Genomic DNA, 17,648 nt, shown 5'->3' with positions numbered 1-17,648 from the left:
GGGTGGTCCGCATGGCGCCGGTCACCAAGCTCTCCCCTGTCGACGCCATCGCGGAGATCCGCGCCAGCACGGCGGGCCCCGGAATCGGCGCATTCTTCGACCTGGACGGCACGTTGGTCGACGGCTTCACCGCGGCGGTGCACGTCGGTGATCGAATCCGGCGCCGCCAGGTGGGGATTGGCGAGTTGCTCGGCGTCTTCGAAGCCGCACTCCGGTATCGGTTCGGCCGCCTGGAGTTCGAGCGCCTCATCGTCCGGGCCGCGGGCTACCTGCGCGGCGAATCACTCACCGAGCTCGACGAATTGGGCGAGCGCCTGTTTGTCGAACGCGTCGCATCGCGCCTGTACGGTCACATGCACGAGATCGTGCAGGCGCACCAGGAGCGCGGACACACCGTGGTGATGAGTTCGTCGGCGCTCTCCATCCAGGCGCTGCCCGTCGCGCGTTTCCTCGGCATCACCAATGTGCAGTGCAACCACTTCGAGCTAGACGAGCACGGGCGGCTGACCGGCGGAATCGTCAAACCGATCGTGTGGGGAACGACCAAGGCCGCCGCGGTGGAGCAATTCTGCGCCGCCAACGGCGTTGCGGTGCATCGTAGTTACTTTTACGCCGACGGTGACGAGGACGCGGCTTCGATGTCGCTCGTCGGGTATCCCCGGCCGGTGAATCCACGGTCGGGACTCGCGGCGGCGGCCGCGGCGCACGGCTGGCCGGTCATGTGCCTGGCCTCGGGTCGCCACGGGCCGGCGCGGACCGTCCGTTATCTGGCGAAGCACGTGCGCCGCGACAGAGGCTGACCACAGCTAGGGCGTCAACAGGATTTTCACGTCGTCGCCGGACCGCGACGCCGCGGTGGCGTAGCCCTTGGACGCTTCTTCCAACGGCAGCGTCGTGGTGAAGATGCCGTCGACGTCGAGCCGCCCGGACTGCAGCAGCGGGATCAATTCCGGCCAAGTGCGCTGCACCGGCGCTGTCGTCATCCGCAGCGTGATGCTGCGGATCAGGCAGCCCAGGGCGTTGAGGGGGAACGGATTCATGTCGTGCACACCGACAACCGAGACGGTGCCGCCCGGCCGCACCGCGTTGAGCGCGTCCGTGAGGGACGCGTCCGTGGCGACGGCATCGATCACCGCGTCGGCGCCGCGGCCGCCGGTGGCGGCGAGGATGGCCTCGACCGCCGGCGCCTTGAGAGGGGTTGCTCCCCACTGTGCGGCGCGGTCCAACCGCCCGTCGACCTGATCGACCGCGAAAACCGTTGCAGCGCCTTGAAACAGCGCGCTGCGCAGCGAACACAGACCGACAGCACCCAAGCCGATGACCGCCACGGTGCCGCCGAGCGGAATGTCGGCGCGTTGCGCCGCCGCCCAGCCGGTGGCGAGGTTGTCGGTGAGCAGCAGCGCCTGCTCGGTGCTGATCGCTTCCGGCATTTTGAGCAACTGGAAGTCCGCCGCCGGCACGGCCAGCAGATCGGCCTGCGCGCCGCCGAGCACGCCTCCGCCGAAGATCTGGAAGCCGTTGTGGCACATGACCGGGTCGCGGGTGGCGCAACCGGCGCAAGCTCCGCATCCCGTCACCGACGACACCATCACCTGGTCCCCGACCTTGACCGTGCGCACGTCGCGCCCGGCCTCCACAACGGTGCCGATCGCTTCATGTCCCAGCGCAATCGGGTCGGGCATCGGAAAATCGGCCTCGTAGAAATGCAGGTCGGATCCACAGATGGCGGCGGCGCTGACCTCGACGATCGCCCCGTCGGGGCCGGGAAGGGCGGGATCGGGCCGAGTGTCGACCCGGATGCTGTGGGGTCCGTCTACGACTACCGTACGCATATCGGCGAGCTCACTTCCTTTGCCGCACAACAAATTGTGACCAGTCGGGCTCGCGCACCGCGGACCAGTACTCGTTGAGGCGCCACGGACTGACGGTGTGGATCTCCCCGTCGGCGTTCTTGAAGTAGGAGTGTTTGACCGCAGGGTGCGCCCACACCATCTTCTTGATTTCGGTCTGCGTCCGCTGATGCCAATCGGTGGCCGCGTCGGCCTTCGGTTCCAGCGAATGCACGTCCGCCTCGGCCAGCCGCGCCAGGCACTGGTCGATGTAGCGCATCTGCAGTTCGGACTGGAAGATCAGGCTGCCCCCGTGGGCGAGGTGGGTTCCGGGCCCGTAGATGATGAACAAGTTGGGGAACTTCGGAACGGTGATGCCGAGGTAGGCGTACGGCCGGCTCCCCCACAACTCGTGCAGGTCGATTCCGTCGCGGCCGGTGATCTTGAGCGGCCACAGCACGTCGGTGTGCCGGAAACCGGTGGCGTACACGATGACGTCGACGTCATGCGTCACGCCGTCTTCGGTGACGATGCCGCGTGGGGTGATCTGCCGGATCGGTGTGCGCACCAACTCGACGTTGTCCCGTTGCAGCGTTTGCAGCCAGCTGCCGTTGTCCTGCAGGGTCCTTTTGCCACAGGCGGGATAGTCGGGCATGACCTTGCTCAACAGCTCATGGCCTTCACCGACCTGGCTGGTGATCCACTGGGAAAACATCATCTGGGCGGCGGCGTTGATGTCGCTGACCGCGTGGTCCTGGTCGGCATAGTCCGGGTCGCTTTCCGCGGCGTCCAGGCCTTTGTCGGAGCCGGGCCAAAGGACAAGAAAGCGGTACCACCGTCCGTAGAACGGCAGGTGGCGCATGGCCCACCGCATGCCCTCGCCGACCTCGTCGTGATACATCGGATTGGGGAACATCCACTGCGCGGTCCGCTGAAACACCGTGAGGTGCTCGACATCCGGGGCGATGGTGGGGGCGATCTGGAAACCGCTGGCGCCGGCGCCGACGAGCGCGACCCGCTTGCCGCTCACATCGACGGAGTGGTCCCAGGCGGCAGAGTGGAACGACGGGCCCGCGAAGCTGTCGGCACCCTCGAAGTCGGGAATGTTGGGCCGGTTCAACTGACCGACCGCGGTGATCAGGGCCCGGGCGCGCACGGTGCTCGTCTGGCCCCCCGCGCCCCGCAGTTGGATGCTCCAAGTGGCGTCGTCGTCGACCCACTCGGCGGCCAGCACCTCGGTATTCCACAGCACGTGCTCGGCCAGGTCGTGCTTCGCCATGACCTGGGTGAAATAGTCCTGCAGCTCGTGCTGCTCGGCGAAGAAATGCGTCCAATCGTTGTTGGGTTCGAAGCTGTAGCAATAGAAGTGGTTTGCCACGTCGACGCGGGCACCGGGATAGCTGTTCTCCCACCACGTTCCGCCCGGACCGGCGTTCTTCTCCACGATGGTGAAGGGAATGTTGGCCTGCTTGAGCCGGATTCCGGCCAGAATGCCCGATTCGCCGCAGCCGACGACGAGGACCGGAACGTCGGCCGCGCTTTCGGCCGGCAGGGCCGGCGGGCGGCGCGGATCGACCCCGTCGAGGTCCATTTCTTCCAGGACCAGGGGCAGGTAGTCGTCGGCCACGTGCTCGCAGGCCGCCCAGTCCATCATTTCCCGAATGAGGTCGAGGCTCAGCGGCTTTGGCTCGGGACAACCGCGGTCCCGATAGTCGGTGATCACTGGCAAGGCCGCCGCGCGGGCCCGGGCCTTGTCCTCCTCGGACATGAACCCCTGAATCTCGTTGAGGAAGACGCCCATCTGCTTGAAGTCGCGGATGAAGCGCGGGTCGCCGGTGATGTGGACGAGCGAAAGGAGCAGCGTAGGGATGCTGACATCGGTGAGGGCGGCTTCGATCTCCGCCGTGGGCGTGGTGAAGGGATCGCCGGCGTAGGCGCTGCGCATCGAGCCGATCCTCTCGGTGAATGGGGGTCCTAATTACGCTACCTACCGTTTCGTAATTGGCAGCACTACGCTACCCGCTGGCGAGGGAGCGGATCAATAGCCTGATCGCTACGGCGCGCCGTCATCGTCGTAGTCGACAAATACCGTGACCACAGTTGCGTGTTGGGAAACAATGGGTTCACGTCGACGAGTGCTCCCGGGTGAGCCGGAGAGGGAGAAGCGTCATGGCCTCGTTGCTCACGGCCTGCGGCGGATTCCTGTTCGCCGTCGTATGGATGGATCTGATATTCGATGTGCAAGTTCTCCGGTTTCGTTCTGCGCCAACGGATCTGCCCGAGGCCGTGCTTGCTTCCATCGCGGCTTACTACCATCGGGCGACGACCACGTCCCGCCCGATGAGCCGGCTGATCGCCGTCGTCATGGTGGTGCTGTTGGGGGCGTTGACCTACCAGTCCGCGCGCGGGCAGGAGCCCTGGTGGCTTCTGGTGCTGTCGGCCTTCCTCGCGGGGACGCCGATCATGCTGGCTGTGACGCAGACGGTTCCCGACGCGCTGCGACTCGGACGCCGCGTGGACGGTCCGCCCGAGCAGACGCGCCTGGCGCGGTCCGTCTGCCGGGATCACGTCGTGTGCGCCGGCTGCATGTTCGCGTTCGTGGTGCTCTGGCTGGCACGCAGCGTGGCGGTCTGAGCAGCCTGTGAGCGACCGTGGTGACGGGTCGTAGTGACTAAACGCAGGTCAGGACCGGCTGGCCACGTCAGTGCCGTCCGTACTAAACTAGAACACGTTTCAATTCGGCCGCGCCCCAGGAGTAGGCATGCACACCGCCATCTGCGATGAGCTTGGTATTGAGTTCCCGATCTTCGCGTTCACCCATTGCCGTGATGTCGTGGTCGCGGTCAGCAAGGCCGGTGGTTTCGGCGTGCTGGGCGCGGTGGGCTTCACCCCCGAGCAGCTCGAGATCGAGCTCAATTGGATCGACGAGAACATCGGCGACCACCCGTATGGCGTCGACATCGTCATCCCGAACAAGTACGAGGGCATGGATTCGCACCTGTCCGCCGAGGAGCTGGCCGACACGCTGCGCAAGATGGTGCCCCAAGAGCACCTCGACTTCGGCAAGAAGATCCTTGCCGACCACGGGGTGCCGATCGAGGACAGCGACGGCGACAGCCTGCAACTGCTCGGGTGGACCGAGGCGACGGCCACACCTCAGGTCGAGGTAGCGCTCAAGCACCCGAAGGTGAAGATGATCGCCAACGCGCTCGGCACTCCCCCGGCCGACATGATCAAGCACATCCACGACGCCGGACTGAAGGTGGCCGCGCTGTGTGGGTCGCCCTCGCAGGCGCGCAAGCACGCCGACGCCGGCGTCGACATCATCATCGCCCAGGGCGGCGAGGCCGGCGGGCACTGCGGTGAGGTGGGCTCGATCGTGTTGTGGCCCCAGGTCGTCAAGGAAGTCGCCCCGGTGCCGGTGCTGGCCGCCGGTGGTATCGGCAGCGGCCAGCAGATCGCGGCGGCACTGGCGCTGGGTGCCCAGGGGGCATGGACCGGCTCGCAGTGGCTGATGGTCGAGGAATCCTCGAACACGCCGGTTCAGCAAGAGGCGTACGTCAAGGCGGGCAGCCGGGACACCGTCCGCAGCCGATCATTCACCGGCAAGCCGGCCCGCATGCTGCGCAACGACTGGACCGAGGCATGGGAACAGCCGGACAACCCGAAGCCGCTCGGTATGCCGCTGCAGTACATGGTCTCCGGCATGGCCGTGCGGGCCACGAACCGATACCCGAACGAGAGCGTGGACGTCGCGTTCAACCCGGTCGGTCAGGTCGTCGGCCAGTTCACCAAGGTGGAGAAGACGGCGACGGTCATCGAGCGCTGGGTGCAGGAGTACCTGGAAGCGACCAACAGGCTCGACGAGCTCAACGAGGCTTCCTCGGTCTGACGACCTTTAGACGTCGTCGTCGACCTCGTCGCGACCGGTGAACATCTCCCTCGTCCTCTCCACCGCGTAGGTGCCGATGTCGATCGAGTTCTGAACGATGCCGCTGGCACCGCCGGCGATGTCACCGCGGATGATGTCGCTGGCGTGTTCGACGATGTCGGAGGCCTTCTCGACCGCGTTGGTCGTGATGTCCCTGGCCGCGTCGACCGCATCTTTCGGATTGAAGCCCATTCGAGTCTCCTTTTGTCGCCGGACAGTTCCCAACTCTAGACCGGGGCCGCGGGCTAGTAATTCACCAAGGTGCGCCAGTAGGATTCGGGGATTTCGGCCCCGGACCGCAATATTCGGGCCAGTCCGACGGCCATCGCGATACCCAAAAGGCCCAGCCAGAGCCCGGCCAGCCCGATGGCCGCCCACAGCACGGCGGTGACGACGGGCCACGGCGACAGCACGGCGAGAACCGGTGCGAAAAAGAATCCGGTCCCGATGTACCACGCCGAGCCGGCGCGATCCGACGCGAGGACGAAGCGCAGCCAGCGCGGGACCGGGGTTTCGCCGGGCTGACCGTCGTTCATGACTCAGCCGGTCATCCCGCCGGGGGGAAGAACCCCGCCCCGGTGAACCAGCCTTCTTGCCAACCCCGCTCCCCTAGGCAAAGCATGGGCAGCCCGGCATCCGACTGCGCCGCGGCTTGCGGCCCGGGGCACTTCGCGCCGGCCTGCTGTACCCCGTACAGCGGGTAGGAGATGACCCAGTATCCGGTGGTGGCCGCCGGGAACTGGTTGGGCGGGGGGAAGTGGCAGGCCTCGGCCTGGCCGCTGGGGCCCCGGCCGAAAATGAAGCGCTCATAGTTGTCGCACGGCGCGCCCAACGACGCCTGATAGTTCATGCCCGGCACGTCGCCGTCGTACCCGGCCGCCGCGCACGGCGCCACGCCAATCGCGATGCCCGCTATCGAAGCGGCGCTGAGCAGTTCCCGAATCATGTTCCACCCCGCCTGTCGTCACCGGTGACCTGCACCAAAGCATATCCACCGGGCCGTCGGCCACAAGTGCGTATTGGCGGGGCGGATGGGAAACAAAGAACACGTTCCAATTCGCCTCCGGCGATCTTGCGTCAACGCTTCCCAACCGTGGTGCGGCAATGGTTTATTTGCACAAAGACGACTAGACCACTTCGTATCGAGGAGCGGGCCATGCCAACCGTCGAGCCAACCGCCAAGCCGGTCCCCAATCTCCCGCCCGGATTCGACTTCACCGATCCGGACGTCCACGCCGAGCGGCTGCCGGTGGAAGAGCTGGCCGAATTGCGCCGCACCGCGCCGATCTGGTGGAACGAGCAGCCGATCGGGGTGGGCGGATTTGACGACGGCGGCTTCTGGGTGGTGTCCAAGCACAAGGACGTCAAAGAGATCTCGCTGCGCAGTGACGTGTTCTCCAGCCTGCAGAAGACTGCGCTGCCGCGCTATAAGGACGGCACGGTCGGCGAGCAGATCGAACGCGGCAAGTTCGTCCTGCTCAACATGGATGCGCCGCAGCACACCCGGCTCCGCAAGATCATCTCGCGGGCCTTCACTCCCCGCGCCATCGAGCGCCTGCGTGGCGACCTCGCCGACCGCGCCCGGCGCATCGTCGAGGAAGCGGCCGCCGAGGGCCGGGGTGATTTCGTCGAGCAGGTCTCGTGCGAGCTGCCGTTGCAGGCCATCGCCGGGCTGATGGGTGTGCCACAGGAAGAACGCAAGAAACTCTTCCACTGGTCCAACGAGATGGTCGGCGACCAGGACCCCGAGTTCGCCAACAACGACGCCATGACCGCCTCGGTCGAACTCATCATGTACGGCATGCAGATGGCCGCCGATCGGGCGAAGAACCCCGGAGAAGACCTCGTCACCAAGCTGGTCCAGGCCGACATCGACGGTCACAAGCTCTCTGACGACGAGTTCGGCTTCTTCGTCATCCTGCTGGCCGTGGCCGGCAACGAAACCACCCGCAACTCCATCACCCAGGGCATGATGGCCTTCACCGACTTTCCCGATCAGTGGGAGCTGTTCAAGAAGGAGCGTCCCGCCACCGCGGCCGACGAGATCGTCCGGTGGGCAACCCCGGTGACCTCATTCCAGCGCACCGCACTCGAGGACTACGAGCTGTCCGGCGTGCAGATCAAGAAGGGCCAGCGAGTGGTGATGGTCTACCGCTCAGCCAATTTCGACGAGGACGTCTTCGACGACCCGTTCACCTTCAACATCCTGCGCGACCCCAACCCGCACGTCGGATTCGGAGGCACCGGCGCGCATTACTGCATCGGGGCGAACCTGGCGCGGATGACCATCGACCTGATGTTCAACGCGATTGCCGACGGCATCCCGAACCTGGAATCGATCGCAAAGCCCGAACGGCTACGGTCGGGCTGGCTCAACGGCATCAAGCACTGGCAAGTCGACTACCACACCGACGGCGCGACGAAATGACCTGTCGCGCATAGGCTAAGCCGATGCCAAAGCATCAAGCTGTCCGGATCCAGTCCGCGGGCGGCTCCCTGGAGCTCGCCGACGTCGACACGGAGCCGCCCGGTCGCGACGAGGTGCGGATTGCGGTTACCGCATGCGGGATATGCGGCACCGACCGCGAATTCGTAAACGGTGGCTTTCCGAACATGTCGTGGCCGTTGACCCCGGGGCACGAAATCGCCGGGACGATAGCCGAACTCGGCGACGGCGTCGAAGAATTTGCGGTCGGAGACCGTGTCGCGGTCGGATGGTTCGGCGGCTGCTGCTACCAGTGCGACCCCTGCCGCAAGGGGATCTTCATCCATTGCGTGAATGGCAAGGTACCCAGCTGGCACTACCCCGGCGGGTACGCGGAGTCGGTGACGGTACCGGTCAGCGCGTTGGCGCGGATTCCATCGGAACTCTCGGATGTGGAAGCCGCCCCGATGGGCTGCGCGGGGGTCACCACCTACCACGCGCTGCGCCAGACCAATGCCTTGCCCGGTGACCGGGTCGCCATTCTGGGCGTCGGCGGGCTCGGCCACCTCGGGGTGCAGTTTGCTCGCGCGATGGGTTTCGAGACCGTCGCCATTGCCCGTGGTACCGCCAAAGCCGAAGACGCCCGAAAATTGGGGGCCCATCACTACGTCGACTCCACCAGTGGTGATGTCGCAAAAGCGTTGCAGGCCCTGGGCGGAGTCGCCGTTGTCCTGGCCACCGCCAACAACTCTGCGGCCATGGCGGACACGGTTGGCGGGTTGCTGCCGCAAGGTCAACTGGTCACCATCGGTGTGACCGCCGACCCCCTGCCCATCAGCCCGGCACAACTGATAATCCCGGGGCTCAGTGTGATCGGTCATCCTTCCGGCACGGCGAAAGACGTTGAAGAAACGATGCATTTCGCCGTCCTGTCCGGTGTGCGGGCGTGGACCCAGGAATTGCCGCTGTCCCAAGCCGCCGACGGCTACGCGGCATTGGAGCAAGGACGCGCGCACTACCGCACGGTCTTGACCATGTGATTACAGTCGGTCTATGACCGACGAGTGGAGCATGGACGCAGCCGACGGCGAGCTACTCCTTGGCACCGGCGTCCGGGGCCGGGCCGCCCGAATGGGTCATCGTCTCACGATCGCGATGACCCGCTGGCATGCCACCGTGAGCTGGGCCGGCTCGGAACCCACCGCCGTGCAGCTTGTGGTCGAAACGGATTCGTTCGAGGTGCTGCGCGGCGAGGGTGGCGTTAAGGGATTGTCCGGGCCCGAGAAGACTTTGGTGCGGTCCAACGCCTTGAAGTCGTTGGACGCCGGCCGGTTTCCCGAGATCCGCTACGCCGCACGGGCCATCGACAAGACCGGCGACGGGTATCGGCTCACCGGCCAACTCGAAGTACGGGGAAAGTCACGGGATCACGTAATCGAACTGCGCACAGAGGATCTCGGGGACAAGTGGCGCATGTCCACCGAATCCACGGTCCGGCAGACCGACTACGGCGTCAAGCCGTATTCACTGCTGATGGGTTCGGTCCAGGTCGCCGATGACGTTTCGGTGTCCTTCACCGCGATCCACGCGAAAGACGCCTGAGCGACCGGCCCGCCGCGGGACGTCAGGGCCGCGGCTGAGCGGGCGCCTGCGGCGCCGAGTCACCCGTCGGGTCGCTGGCGTCGCCCGGTATGTGCTCGAGCATTCGCGTCAAGTAGGGCTGCCGGCCACCGGGGTCCGGCTGCTGCTGCTCCTCCGGGGTGGTGGGTTCCGCGATCGGTTCACCGATGGGAACCTTCGCCTGCGGGGTCAGCGGCGCGACGACCGGGGACGGCGCCACGGCCTCGGCGACTTGCGGCGTCGGCTCAGGCACCGCGTGCCGGGGGGCCGGGTTGCCGGCCGGAGCCAGCTGCAGACCCACGGCAAGCGATATCGAGGAGACGAAGGTGACCACACCGGCAGCCAGAGTGGTAGCGGCCCCGGCGTACGACAGCTTCCGCGGCGCCGTGGGCGTGGCCGCGGGTTCGCTGGAGGGCAGCACCAGCTGGTCGTCGGTGAACTCAGTGCTTCGGGCGGCGGCCAGCGCCGCGCCCCGCGCGATGGTCACCTGCGCCATCGTTTGCACGAAAACCGGTACCGGCAGCGTCTTTTCGAGATGCCAGGAGAAACCGTCGATGTCGCTGTGCGCGCCGACGACCACAACTCCGCCCGGCTGCCAGCCATTGCGATCGAACATGCCGGTCAACCAGCGAGTCAGGCCGTCGAAGCCGCCGTGCACCTGCTTGGTCGCCGTCTGCGTTTCCCCGTCGTGGGTGTCGACCATGACCACGGTTGTCGCGTCGTGTTCGGGGACGCAGACCGCGGTCTGCTCGTAGCCGATGACCGGCGCGATGGCCTGCGCCAATGTCTCGACAGCCTCGAGTTGCCGGACCGGCACGACGTTGTCCAAGCCGGCGTCGGTCAAAGCCTCCAGCAGCAGAGCGGCCTGCGCGGATGCTTCGTCGTTCCAGGTCACCCCGATGATTCGCAGCCGATGGTCGCTGGCGGCCGCCTGCGCCTCCACCCGCAATATCTCGTCCGCTACTTGCTCGGTGGTACTGACGGCGCGTGCGCCCCGGCCGGCGTGCAGCTCCAGCTCCTGATGATCCAGGATGGTGCCGTCCGCGCCGTGTCCCTCAGCGAGGACCCACCCAATGGCGGTCGGCGTCACTGATAGCCCAAGTACCGTGTCCAAACTTATGCCCCAATCGATCCCGGACCTCCGATGCCCTCAGCCGCACCGACGCGCACCAGAAAACCCTGGTGAGCTGGTTCGTGAGAGCCGGAACGGACCGGGATAACGTGGTCTCCATCGGCTTGCTCCGTGAGAGCCTACGCGGTCGGCGCAAGACCGGCTGCGCCGGTTCAACATCACCGGACAACCAGCCAGCCGACAAACCACCGGAAGCGTTCACTGGACGCGCAGGTGGGGGAACGGCCGTCGGGGCCGCGAAACGATGCCTTCCTCTCGCGGGGATAAAAGTCTTGCGTACTGAATCGACTTTTTCGGCCGCCGTTCGGCGTCGCGGAGCCGGTCGCCGTCATGGCGGGGTCGAAAATGGGGGCTTTGTGCATTACGGCCACCCGTCTCTGGCCCTGCTGCCTGCCGTTTTGGGTCGCCCAGTCGTGATGGCGGGTTGCGGGACAACCGGCGTGAACGCCGCGGCGCTCTTATCCCGGGCACGAAATTGGTGGAAAAAAGCGATACCAAACTGAGATGTCCTCGCGTCCCGATCGACATTCGGCCTATTCGCACGGTAAATTCCAGCCTGAGACGACGATCACATGCGACAAGGGGCAGGTATGACAGATCTGAGCAAGAAGGTCCGGGCCTGGGGGCGCCGGCTATTAGTCGGTACGGCAGCGGCTGTCACCCTGCCGGGCCTGATCGGTCTTGCCGGCGGCGCGCCGACCGCGGGAGCGTTTTCGCGCCCGGGCCTGCCCGTCGAATACCTGCAGGTGCCGTCGGCGGGTATGGGCCGCAACATCAAGGTCCAATTCCAAAGCGGTGGCAACGGCTCCCCCGCGGTCTATCTGCTCGACGGGTTGCGGGCCCAGGACGACTACAACGGCTGGGACATCAACACCCCCGCGTTCGAGTGGTACTACCAGTCGGGCCTGTCGATCGTCATGCCTGTCGGTGGCCAGTCCAGCTTCTACAGCGACTGGTACAGCCCGGCCTGTGGCAAGGCCGGCTGCTCGACCTACAAGTGGGAAACCTTCGTCACCAGCGAGCTGCCGCAGTACCTGGCCTCCAACAAGAGCGTCAAATCCACGGGCAGCGCCGCGGTCGGTATCTCGATGGCCGGTTCTTCGGCACTGATCCTGGCCGCCTACCACCCGAACCAGTTCATCTACGCCGGTTCGCTGTCCGCCTTGATGGACCCCTCGCAGGGGATGGGGCCCTCCCTGATCGGCCTCGCGATGGGCGACGCCGGCGGATATAAGGCCAACGACATGTGGGGCCCGTCGAGCGACCCGGCGTGGCAGCGCAACGATCCCTCGCTGCAGATCCCCAAGCTGGTGGGAAACAACACCCGGCTGTGGATCTATTGCGGTAACGGCACACCGTCGGAGTTGGGCGGGGCCAACATGCCCGCGGAGTTTCTGGAGAACTTCGTGCGCAGCAGCAACCTGAAGTTCCAGGATGCCTACAACGCGGCCGGCGGCCACAACGCGGTGTTCAACTTCAACGCCAACGGCACACATAGTTGGGAGTACTGGGGAGCCCAGCTCAACGCCATGAAAGGCGACCTGCAGGGCACCCTGGGTGCCACCCCCGGCGGCGGCGGATAGCCTCACCTGCCCCGAGGTCGCTACTGCGCCTGACGACGACGCCGTCAGGCGCAGTAGTGCGTTACGGGTCCGTTTGGTGTCAGTCGATCAACTCGTCTTCGGGAATTGATCGGTGATATCGGTCCATGTCGTCGCGTCCCTGCGATGGTCGTTCATGTTCCGGCACTGACCGTAGACGCGTAGGACGCCCAGGCGGGGTTCGTCGTCGTGGCGGTAGACGATCGCCGTGACGGCGTCCTTGGTGAGGGTCTTGGCGAACGCATGATTGTTGGGCGGTAGGCCCTCGGTCCAGCCGTGCTCGGCCAGCGTCGCGGCAATTCGGGAGAAATAGGTATCGGCCCGTGCCGCGGCGGGAACCGAGAACGTCAGGTAGATCGAGCCCTGATACGGCGGGTCGTCGCGGTCCTTGCAAGACATCAGCGAGTAGCCGGCCGACGACGTCTGCAGGCCCGTCGTGCTGGCGATGTTCTGGGCCGATTGGACGACCTCAGCCCTCGACTGGTCGTCGCTCACCGGACTGGCGGGACGGTCGAGGGCGTCGGCGGGCGTCGAATGGAGGCGATCCACCAGAAGGAACGCCGCACCCAGCAATAGAGGAATCGCCAGCGCAACGGCGAGCAGCGCGCGAATCTGCTTCGTGCGCAACGACTTCGCCCGCTTTCCGCCAACGCGGCGCGGTCCGCGACTGTCCATGGTCGACGACATCAGCACCTCAGGCTAACTCCGAAATGCCCACTCGCCCGGGGCTGCCGCAGAATCATGGTCATGACCAATCGCCGCATCACCCAGATTGCCCGTTGCGGCGGCGTGATCGGCGGGCTGGCGATCCTGGTCGCATCGCCGGCGCGAGCCGACACGAGCCCACTCACCGAGTTGGTCGACGCCGCCGCCCAGCGGTTGCAGATCGCCGAGCCCGTGGCCGCCTTCAAGTGGAGCACCCACGGGGCCATCGAAGACCAGGGCCGCGTCCAGCAAGAGCTCGCGAAAATGGCCGCCCAGGCCTCCGGCCGGCAGATCGACCCCGATTACGTCACCCGGGTATTCGGCGACCAGATCAGCGCTACCGAAGGCGTCGAATACAGCCGGTTCGCGGATTGGAAGCTGAACCCCGGGGGCGCCCCGACCGAGTCGGCGGACCTGTCGGCGTCGCGCTCGGCGATCGACGACCTCAATCAAACGATGCTGACCCAGTTCGTGGCCAACTGGGACCTGCTGCATTCGCCGGCGTGCCCCGCACAGCTCGACCTCGCCAGGCGCGGCGTCATTCGCGGGCGCCAGCTCGACGGTCTCTATCAACGGGCGCTGGCGTTAGCAACGCAGTCATATTGCCAGCAATAATTTAGTTTTTCCTCATCGGTTTCTAACATTTTCTTTTTGCGCTGCGAAAAGGCCGTTTCTGCAGATAGAAGGCATATCTCGCGGCATTTTCGAATAGGTAACGCTTTGGCCACAGCGGCCGAAATCCATGACATGAAAATCCTCTGCAAGTCTCTCGTCAAGTCCCTGGCGGTCGGCGGGTTCGTTGCAGCGTCGATAGCTTCGTCCACCGGCGTGGTCAGCGCCGCCCCCACCCCCAACTGGGACGCGATCGCCCAGTGCGAATCCGGTGGCAACTGGCACGCCAACACCGGAAACGGCGAATACGGTGGGCTCCAATTCAAACCGGGCACCTGGGAACGATACGGCGGTGTCGGCAACCCGGCGGCCGCCTCCAGGGATCAGCAAATCGCCGTAGCCAACCGGGTTTTCGCCGACCAAGGGGTAGAGGCGTGGCCGAAGTGCGGCACTCAATCGGGCCTGCCGATCGGTTGGTACTCTCACCCCGCGCAGGGCATCAAGGAGATCATCAACGGGCTGATCCAGGCGGCGGCCCCGCACTGACGATTAACTGGCCTTGCGGTCTATGACCGAACGGGAACCTGTGTTTGGATCAGGCCATGGAAGGTTCGGCGACTGTTCACATGGCAGCGTCTGCGGACAAGATCTGGGATCTCATCGCAAACGTTCGCAACACCGGACGGTTCTCCCCGGAAGTGTTTGAGGCCGAGTGGCTGGGCGACGCAAATGGCCCGGCCCTCGGCGCCAAATTCCGAGGTCACGTGCGACGCAACGAGATCGGGCCGGTGTATTGGACGACATGCGAGGTCACCGCGTGTGAGCCCGGCCGCGAATTCGGATTCGCGGTCATGCTCGGCGATCGGGCGGTCAACAACTGGCACTACCGATTGGCGCCCAGCGGCGGCGGCACCGACGTGACCGAGTCTTTCCGACTCAACCCGGCACCCTGGCTCGGCCTCTACTGGCTGTTCGGTGGTTTCCTGCGCAAGCGACGCAACGTCCGCGACATGACCAAGACCCTCAACCGCATCAAAGATGTGGTCGAGGCGGGCTGACGCACCGTGAAATCGATCTTCATCACCGGCGCGGGCAGCGGCATGGGCCGGGAGGGGGCAAAGCTGTTCCACGCCAAGGGCTGGCGAATCGGCGCCGTGGACCGCAACGGCGACGGCTTGACGACTCTGCAAGAAGAATTGGGTAGCGACCGGCTGTGGACCCGCCAAGTTGATGTGACCGACAAGGCGGCGCAGGAGGGCGCCCTGGCCGACTTTTGCGCCGGCAACGGCGACGGCGGTCTCGACATGATGTGGAACAACGCCGGCATCGGCGAAACGGGGTGGTTCGAGGACGTGCCCTACGAGGCCGCCATGCGCGTCGTCGATATCAATTACAAGGCGGTGCTGACCGGCGCGTACGCGTCGTTGCCCTACCTGAAAAAGACTCCGGGCAGCCTGATGTTTTCAACGTCGTCGTCGGCGGGGACGTACGGCATGCCCCGCCTCGCCGTTTATTCGTCGACCAAGCACGCGGTCAAAGGCTTGACCGAGGCGCTCAGCGTCGAATGGCATCGGCATGGCGTCCGCGTCGCGGACGTGCTCCCCGGCCTGATCGACACCGGGATCCTCACCACGACGACCAACCACTCCCACGATGGTGGGGCGCCGAGAACCGCCGACGAGGTTCGGGCCACCGCGCCTAAGAAGGGCTTGTTCCGGCTGATGCCGGCGAGCAGCGTGGCCGAGGTGGCCTGGCAGGCCTACCACAACCCGAAGCGGCTGCACTGGTACGTGCCCAAGGGCATTCGCTTGATCGACTTGTTCAAGGGTCTGAGTCCGGAATTCGTGCGGCGCAGCATCGTCAAATCCCTGCCCGGAGTCATGCCGGCGCGGCAGTGAAGGAGGTGAACCGGTGCGAAACCGGTTACTCGCGGTTGTGTGCCTGCTGATCGCCGGTGTCGGCGTCGCGGGGTGCGGGCAGGCCCAAACCACGCCCCTGAAACCCGCCCGCCTGACCATCGACGGCGCGACTCACACGACACGCCCGCCGGCGTGCAGCCAAAACCAGCAGTACCGCACCATCGACATCAAGGACCGCGACGGCGTGGTCGAGGCCGTGGTGCTGACCAGTGGGTATCGGGTGATGCCCCAGTGGGTGAAGATCCGCAACGTCGACGGGTTCACCGGCAGCTTCTGGGAAGGCGGGGTGGGCGACGCGCACGCCGACGTCACCAACGACGCGTACACGATCACCGGCAGCGCGTACGGCATCAACAGCAGCAATCCCGACAAAGTGGTGACGACCGAGTTCAAGATCATCGCCGAGTGCTGACCCTGTCCGGGGTCCGGGCCTAGGCTCGGTGACATCGATCGATGGAGGGGCCGGTGAAAGAACGATTGCACTGGTTGGCGATGCACGGGTTCATCCGGGGCGTCGCGACGCTCGGGGTCCGGCGGGGTGACTTGCACGCCAGGCTGATCGCCGATCCCGGGGTGGCCGCCAATCCGGTGCCCTTCTACGACCAACTCCGGGCCGCGGGGCCGCTGGTCAAGGGCCGCGTCAGTTATCTGACGGCCGACCATGCGCTCGCCCATGAACTGCTGCGCTCCGACGACTTCCGCGTGCTGGTATTCGGGGCGAATCTGCCGGGGCCGTTGCGATGGCTGGAACGGCGCACCCGCGACGATCTGCTGCATCCGCTGCGTGCGCCGTCGCTGCTCGCCGTCGAGCCGCCGGACCACACCCGCTATCGCAAGACGGTGTCGGCGGTGTTCACTCCCAGGGCGGTCGGGGCGTTGCGAGATCGCGTCGAGCAGACCGCCGCCGACCTGCTGGATCAGCTGGCCGCCGAGTCCGGCGCCGACCGGGTCGTCGACATTGTGCGACGGTACTGCTCGCAACTGCCCGTCGCGATCATCAGCGACATCCTCGGCGTCCCCGAGCGAGAGCGGCAGCGCGTTTTGGAGTTCGGCGAACTCGCCGCGCCGAGCCTGGACATCGGCCTGACATGGCAGCAGTACCGCAGCGTGCAGCGAGGGCTGGTCGGCTTCAGCTCCTGGCTCGCCGAGCACCTCAGCCAGTTGCGACGCACCCCGAGCGACAACTTGATGAGCCAGCTGATCCAGATAGCCGAAAGCGGTTCTGCCGAAACATATTTGGATGAGAACGAACTCCAAGCGATCGCCGGGCTGGTATTGGCGGCCGGGTTCGAGACCACGGTCAACTTGCTGGGCAACGGGATTCGCATGCTGCTGGACGCTCCCGACCACCTCGACACGTTGCGCCAACGGCCCGAGCTGTGGCCCAACGCCGTTGAGGAGATATTGCGGCTGGAGTCTCCGGTGCAGCTGACCGCGCGGATGGCGCTGGGTGACGTCGAGCTGGCCGGCGAGCAGCTTCGGCGCGGCGACCTGGTGCTGGTCTATCTGGCCGCCGCCAACCGCGACCCGTCCGTTTTCTCTGAGCCGCACCGCTTCGACATCGAACGGTCCAACGCGGGAAGGCATCTCGCGTTTTCCGGGGGCCGGCACTTCTGCCTGGGCGCCGCGCTGGCGCGCGCGGAGGGCGAAGTCGGGCTCCGCACCTTCTTCGAGCGTTTCCCCGAGGCCCGCGCCGCGGGTGCGGGAAGCAGGCGCGACACGCGCGTGCTGCGGGGCTGGTCGTCGTTGCCGGTGGCGCTGGGGCCGGCCCGGTCGATGGCTCGCATAGACGGCTAGCCTCGATTTTGCATGGTAGTTGGTGTGGGCTGGGTCTGATGCCGAGTTGTGGTGCGGGGTGGTGATTTTCGTGTGGC

The 17,648-nt window shown here is 65.8% G+C and carries 20 protein-coding genes; 13 read left to right on the top strand and 7 right to left on the bottom strand.

Annotated features, from left to right (window positions below):
• Window positions 1-11: 11 nt before the first annotated feature.
• Window positions 12-800 (top strand): HAD-IB family hydrolase, encoded by a 789-nt coding sequence (locus AWC17_RS15895; protein ID WP_046184962.1) that lies wholly within the window; start codon window positions 12-14, stop codon window positions 798-800.
• Between the two features lie 6 nt (window positions 801-806).
• Here AWC17_RS15895 and AWC17_RS15890 read toward each other — a convergent pair whose 3' ends face one another.
• Entirely contained in the window at window positions 807-1,832 is a 1,026-nt protein-coding gene (locus AWC17_RS15890; RefSeq protein ID WP_046184957.1) for an alcohol dehydrogenase catalytic domain-containing protein, read from the bottom strand.
• Window positions 1,833-1,842: 10 nt separating this feature from the next.
• Window positions 1,843-3,774, bottom strand: a complete 1,932-nt coding sequence (locus tag AWC17_RS15885) for a flavin-containing monooxygenase (protein WP_046184956.1) — start codon at window positions 3,772-3,774, stop codon at window positions 1,843-1,845.
• A gap of 224 nt (window positions 3,775-3,998) precedes the next feature.
• Here AWC17_RS15885 and AWC17_RS15880 point away from each other — a divergent pair, with 224 nt between their 5' ends.
• Together AWC17_RS15880 and AWC17_RS15875 are read left to right on the top strand one after the other, a co-directional pair.
• Window positions 3,999-4,463 carry a hypothetical protein gene (locus AWC17_RS15880; RefSeq protein WP_046184955.1) on the top strand — a complete coding sequence of 155 codons (465 nt, stop codon included), beginning with the start codon at window positions 3,999-4,001 and terminating at the stop codon, window positions 4,461-4,463.
• A gap of 127 nt (window positions 4,464-4,590) precedes the next feature.
• Window positions 4,591-5,721 carry a nitronate monooxygenase gene (locus AWC17_RS15875; RefSeq protein WP_046184954.1) on the top strand — a complete coding sequence of 377 codons (1,131 nt, stop codon included), beginning with the start codon at window positions 4,591-4,593 and terminating at the stop codon, window positions 5,719-5,721.
• A 6-nt stretch (window positions 5,722-5,727) separates the two neighbouring features.
• On the opposite strand, the gene AWC17_RS15870 is transcribed toward AWC17_RS15875, so the two are convergent.
• From AWC17_RS15870 to AWC17_RS15860, 3 genes are read right to left on the bottom strand one after another with little or no spacing between them, the layout of a single operon-like run.
• Window positions 5,728-5,952 (bottom strand): Rv1893 family protein, encoded by a 225-nt coding sequence (locus AWC17_RS15870; protein ID WP_046184953.1) that lies wholly within the window; start codon window positions 5,950-5,952, stop codon window positions 5,728-5,730.
• 53 nt (window positions 5,953-6,005) lie between these two features.
• Window positions 6,006-6,296, bottom strand: coding sequence for a hypothetical protein (locus tag AWC17_RS15865; protein WP_046184952.1), 291 nt, complete (start codon window positions 6,294-6,296; stop codon window positions 6,006-6,008).
• An 11-nt stretch (window positions 6,297-6,307) separates the two neighbouring features.
• Window positions 6,308-6,706 (bottom strand): hypothetical protein, encoded by a 399-nt coding sequence (locus tag AWC17_RS15860; protein ID WP_047323332.1) that lies wholly within the window; start codon window positions 6,704-6,706, stop codon window positions 6,308-6,310.
• A gap of 210 nt (window positions 6,707-6,916) precedes the next feature.
• Between AWC17_RS15860 and AWC17_RS15855 the strand changes: the two genes are divergently transcribed.
• The 3 genes from AWC17_RS15855 to AWC17_RS15845 are packed head-to-tail and all read left to right on the top strand — an operon-like array spanning window position 6,917 to window position 9,787.
• Entirely contained in the window at window positions 6,917-8,188 is a 1,272-nt protein-coding gene (locus AWC17_RS15855) for a cytochrome P450 (protein WP_046184950.1), read from the top strand.
• Between the two features lie 23 nt (window positions 8,189-8,211).
• On the top strand, window positions 8,212-9,225 hold the full coding sequence (locus tag AWC17_RS15850) for an alcohol dehydrogenase catalytic domain-containing protein (protein ID WP_046184949.1): 1,014 nt from the start codon (window positions 8,212-8,214) through the stop codon (window positions 9,223-9,225).
• A gap of 13 nt (window positions 9,226-9,238) precedes the next feature.
• The gene (locus AWC17_RS15845) at window positions 9,239-9,787 is read left to right on the top strand and encodes a YceI family protein (RefSeq protein WP_046184948.1); all 549 of its coding nucleotides are present in this window, start codon (window positions 9,239-9,241) and stop codon (window positions 9,785-9,787) included.
• A 22-nt stretch (window positions 9,788-9,809) separates the two neighbouring features.
• On the opposite strand, the gene AWC17_RS15840 is transcribed toward AWC17_RS15845, so the two are convergent.
• A complete protein-coding gene (locus AWC17_RS15840) occupies window positions 9,810-10,919 on the bottom strand; it encodes a DUF7159 family protein (RefSeq protein WP_047323333.1) in 1,110 nt (369 codons plus the stop codon).
• A 608-nt stretch (window positions 10,920-11,527) separates the two neighbouring features.
• On the opposite strand from AWC17_RS15840, the gene ag85B reads away from it, so the two are divergent.
• Window positions 11,528-12,520 carry a diacylglycerol acyltransferase/mycolyltransferase Ag85B gene (gene ag85B / locus AWC17_RS15835; RefSeq protein WP_046185518.1) on the top strand — a complete coding sequence of 331 codons (993 nt, stop codon included), beginning with the start codon at window positions 11,528-11,530 and terminating at the stop codon, window positions 12,518-12,520.
• A gap of 87 nt (window positions 12,521-12,607) precedes the next feature.
• Here ag85B and AWC17_RS15830 read toward each other — a convergent pair whose 3' ends face one another.
• On the bottom strand, window positions 12,608-13,225 hold the full coding sequence (locus AWC17_RS15830) for a hypothetical protein (protein ID WP_197083469.1): 618 nt from the start codon (window positions 13,223-13,225) through the stop codon (window positions 12,608-12,610).
• A 60-nt stretch (window positions 13,226-13,285) separates the two neighbouring features.
• On the opposite strand from AWC17_RS15830, the gene AWC17_RS15825 reads away from it, so the two are divergent.
• The 6 genes from AWC17_RS15825 to AWC17_RS15800 all read left to right on the top strand — a co-directional run bounded on the left by AWC17_RS15825 (window position 13,286) and on the right by AWC17_RS15800 (window position 17,571).
• Window positions 13,286-13,858 carry a chorismate mutase gene (locus tag AWC17_RS15825; protein ID WP_082123118.1) on the top strand — a complete coding sequence of 191 codons (573 nt, stop codon included), beginning with the start codon at window positions 13,286-13,288 and terminating at the stop codon, window positions 13,856-13,858.
• A 132-nt stretch (window positions 13,859-13,990) separates the two neighbouring features.
• On the top strand, window positions 13,991-14,401 hold the full coding sequence (gene rpfC, locus AWC17_RS15820; RefSeq protein WP_231588635.1) for a resuscitation-promoting factor RpfC: 411 nt from the start codon (window positions 13,991-13,993) through the stop codon (window positions 14,399-14,401).
• Window positions 14,402-14,439: 38 nt separating this feature from the next.
• Window positions 14,440-14,913: an SRPBCC family protein gene (locus AWC17_RS15815; RefSeq protein ID WP_197083470.1), complete on the top strand. Its 474-nt coding sequence runs from the start codon at window positions 14,440-14,442 to the stop codon at window positions 14,911-14,913.
• Window positions 14,914-14,919: 6 nt separating this feature from the next.
• Window positions 14,920-15,753 carry an SDR family oxidoreductase gene (locus AWC17_RS15810; protein ID WP_046185514.1) on the top strand — a complete coding sequence of 278 codons (834 nt, stop codon included), beginning with the start codon at window positions 14,920-14,922 and terminating at the stop codon, window positions 15,751-15,753.
• Between the two features lie 13 nt (window positions 15,754-15,766).
• The gene (locus AWC17_RS15805) at window positions 15,767-16,186 is read left to right on the top strand and encodes a lipoprotein LpqH (RefSeq protein WP_046185513.1); all 420 of its coding nucleotides are present in this window, start codon (window positions 15,767-15,769) and stop codon (window positions 16,184-16,186) included.
• A 53-nt stretch (window positions 16,187-16,239) separates the two neighbouring features.
• Entirely contained in the window at window positions 16,240-17,571 is a 1,332-nt protein-coding gene (locus AWC17_RS15800) for a cytochrome P450 (RefSeq protein WP_047323335.1), read from the top strand.
• Window positions 17,572-17,648: the final 77 nt, after the last annotated feature.

Source organism: Mycobacterium nebraskense (genome assembly GCF_002102255.1).
Classification (GTDB): domain Bacteria; phylum Actinomycetota; class Actinomycetes; order Mycobacteriales; family Mycobacteriaceae; genus Mycobacterium; species Mycobacterium nebraskense.
Note: the sequence above shows the minus strand (reverse complement) of the source record. Positions and strands in the feature narration are given on the sequence as shown.

Bases quoted from the DNA above. Each gene is read 5' to 3' on its own strand.
- AWC17_RS15895 (WP_046184962.1), top strand. From the start codon at position 12: ATGGCGCCGGTCACCAAGCTCTCCCCTGTCGACGCCATCGCGGAGATC.
- AWC17_RS15890 (WP_046184957.1), bottom strand. From the start codon at position 1,832: ATGCGTACGGTAGTCGTAGACGGACCCCACAGCATCCGGGTCGACACT.
- AWC17_RS15885 (WP_046184956.1), bottom strand. From the start codon at position 3,774: ATGCGCAGCGCCTACGCCGGCGATCCCTTCACCACGCCCACGGCGGAG.
- AWC17_RS15880 (WP_046184955.1), top strand. From the start codon at position 3,999: ATGGCCTCGTTGCTCACGGCCTGCGGCGGATTCCTGTTCGCCGTCGTA.
- AWC17_RS15875 (WP_046184954.1), top strand. From the start codon at position 4,591: ATGCACACCGCCATCTGCGATGAGCTTGGTATTGAGTTCCCGATCTTC.
- AWC17_RS15870 (WP_046184953.1), bottom strand. From the start codon at position 5,952: ATGGGCTTCAATCCGAAAGATGCGGTCGACGCGGCCAGGGACATCACG.
- AWC17_RS15865 (WP_046184952.1), bottom strand. From the start codon at position 6,296: ATGAACGACGGTCAGCCCGGCGAAACCCCGGTCCCGCGCTGGCTGCGC.
- AWC17_RS15860 (WP_047323332.1), bottom strand. From the start codon at position 6,706: ATGATTCGGGAACTGCTCAGCGCCGCTTCGATAGCGGGCATCGCGATT.
- AWC17_RS15855 (WP_046184950.1), top strand. From the start codon at position 6,917: ATGCCAACCGTCGAGCCAACCGCCAAGCCGGTCCCCAATCTCCCGCCC.
- AWC17_RS15850 (WP_046184949.1), top strand. From the start codon at position 8,212: ATGCCAAAGCATCAAGCTGTCCGGATCCAGTCCGCGGGCGGCTCCCTG.
- AWC17_RS15845 (WP_046184948.1), top strand. From the start codon at position 9,239: ATGACCGACGAGTGGAGCATGGACGCAGCCGACGGCGAGCTACTCCTT.
- ag85B (WP_046185518.1), top strand. From the start codon at position 11,528: ATGACAGATCTGAGCAAGAAGGTCCGGGCCTGGGGGCGCCGGCTATTA.
- AWC17_RS15830 (WP_197083469.1), bottom strand. From the start codon at position 13,225: ATGTCGTCGACCATGGACAGTCGCGGACCGCGCCGCGTTGGCGGAAAG.
- AWC17_RS15825 (WP_082123118.1), top strand. From the start codon at position 13,286: ATGACCAATCGCCGCATCACCCAGATTGCCCGTTGCGGCGGCGTGATC.
- rpfC (WP_231588635.1), top strand. From the start codon at position 13,991: ATGAAAATCCTCTGCAAGTCTCTCGTCAAGTCCCTGGCGGTCGGCGGG.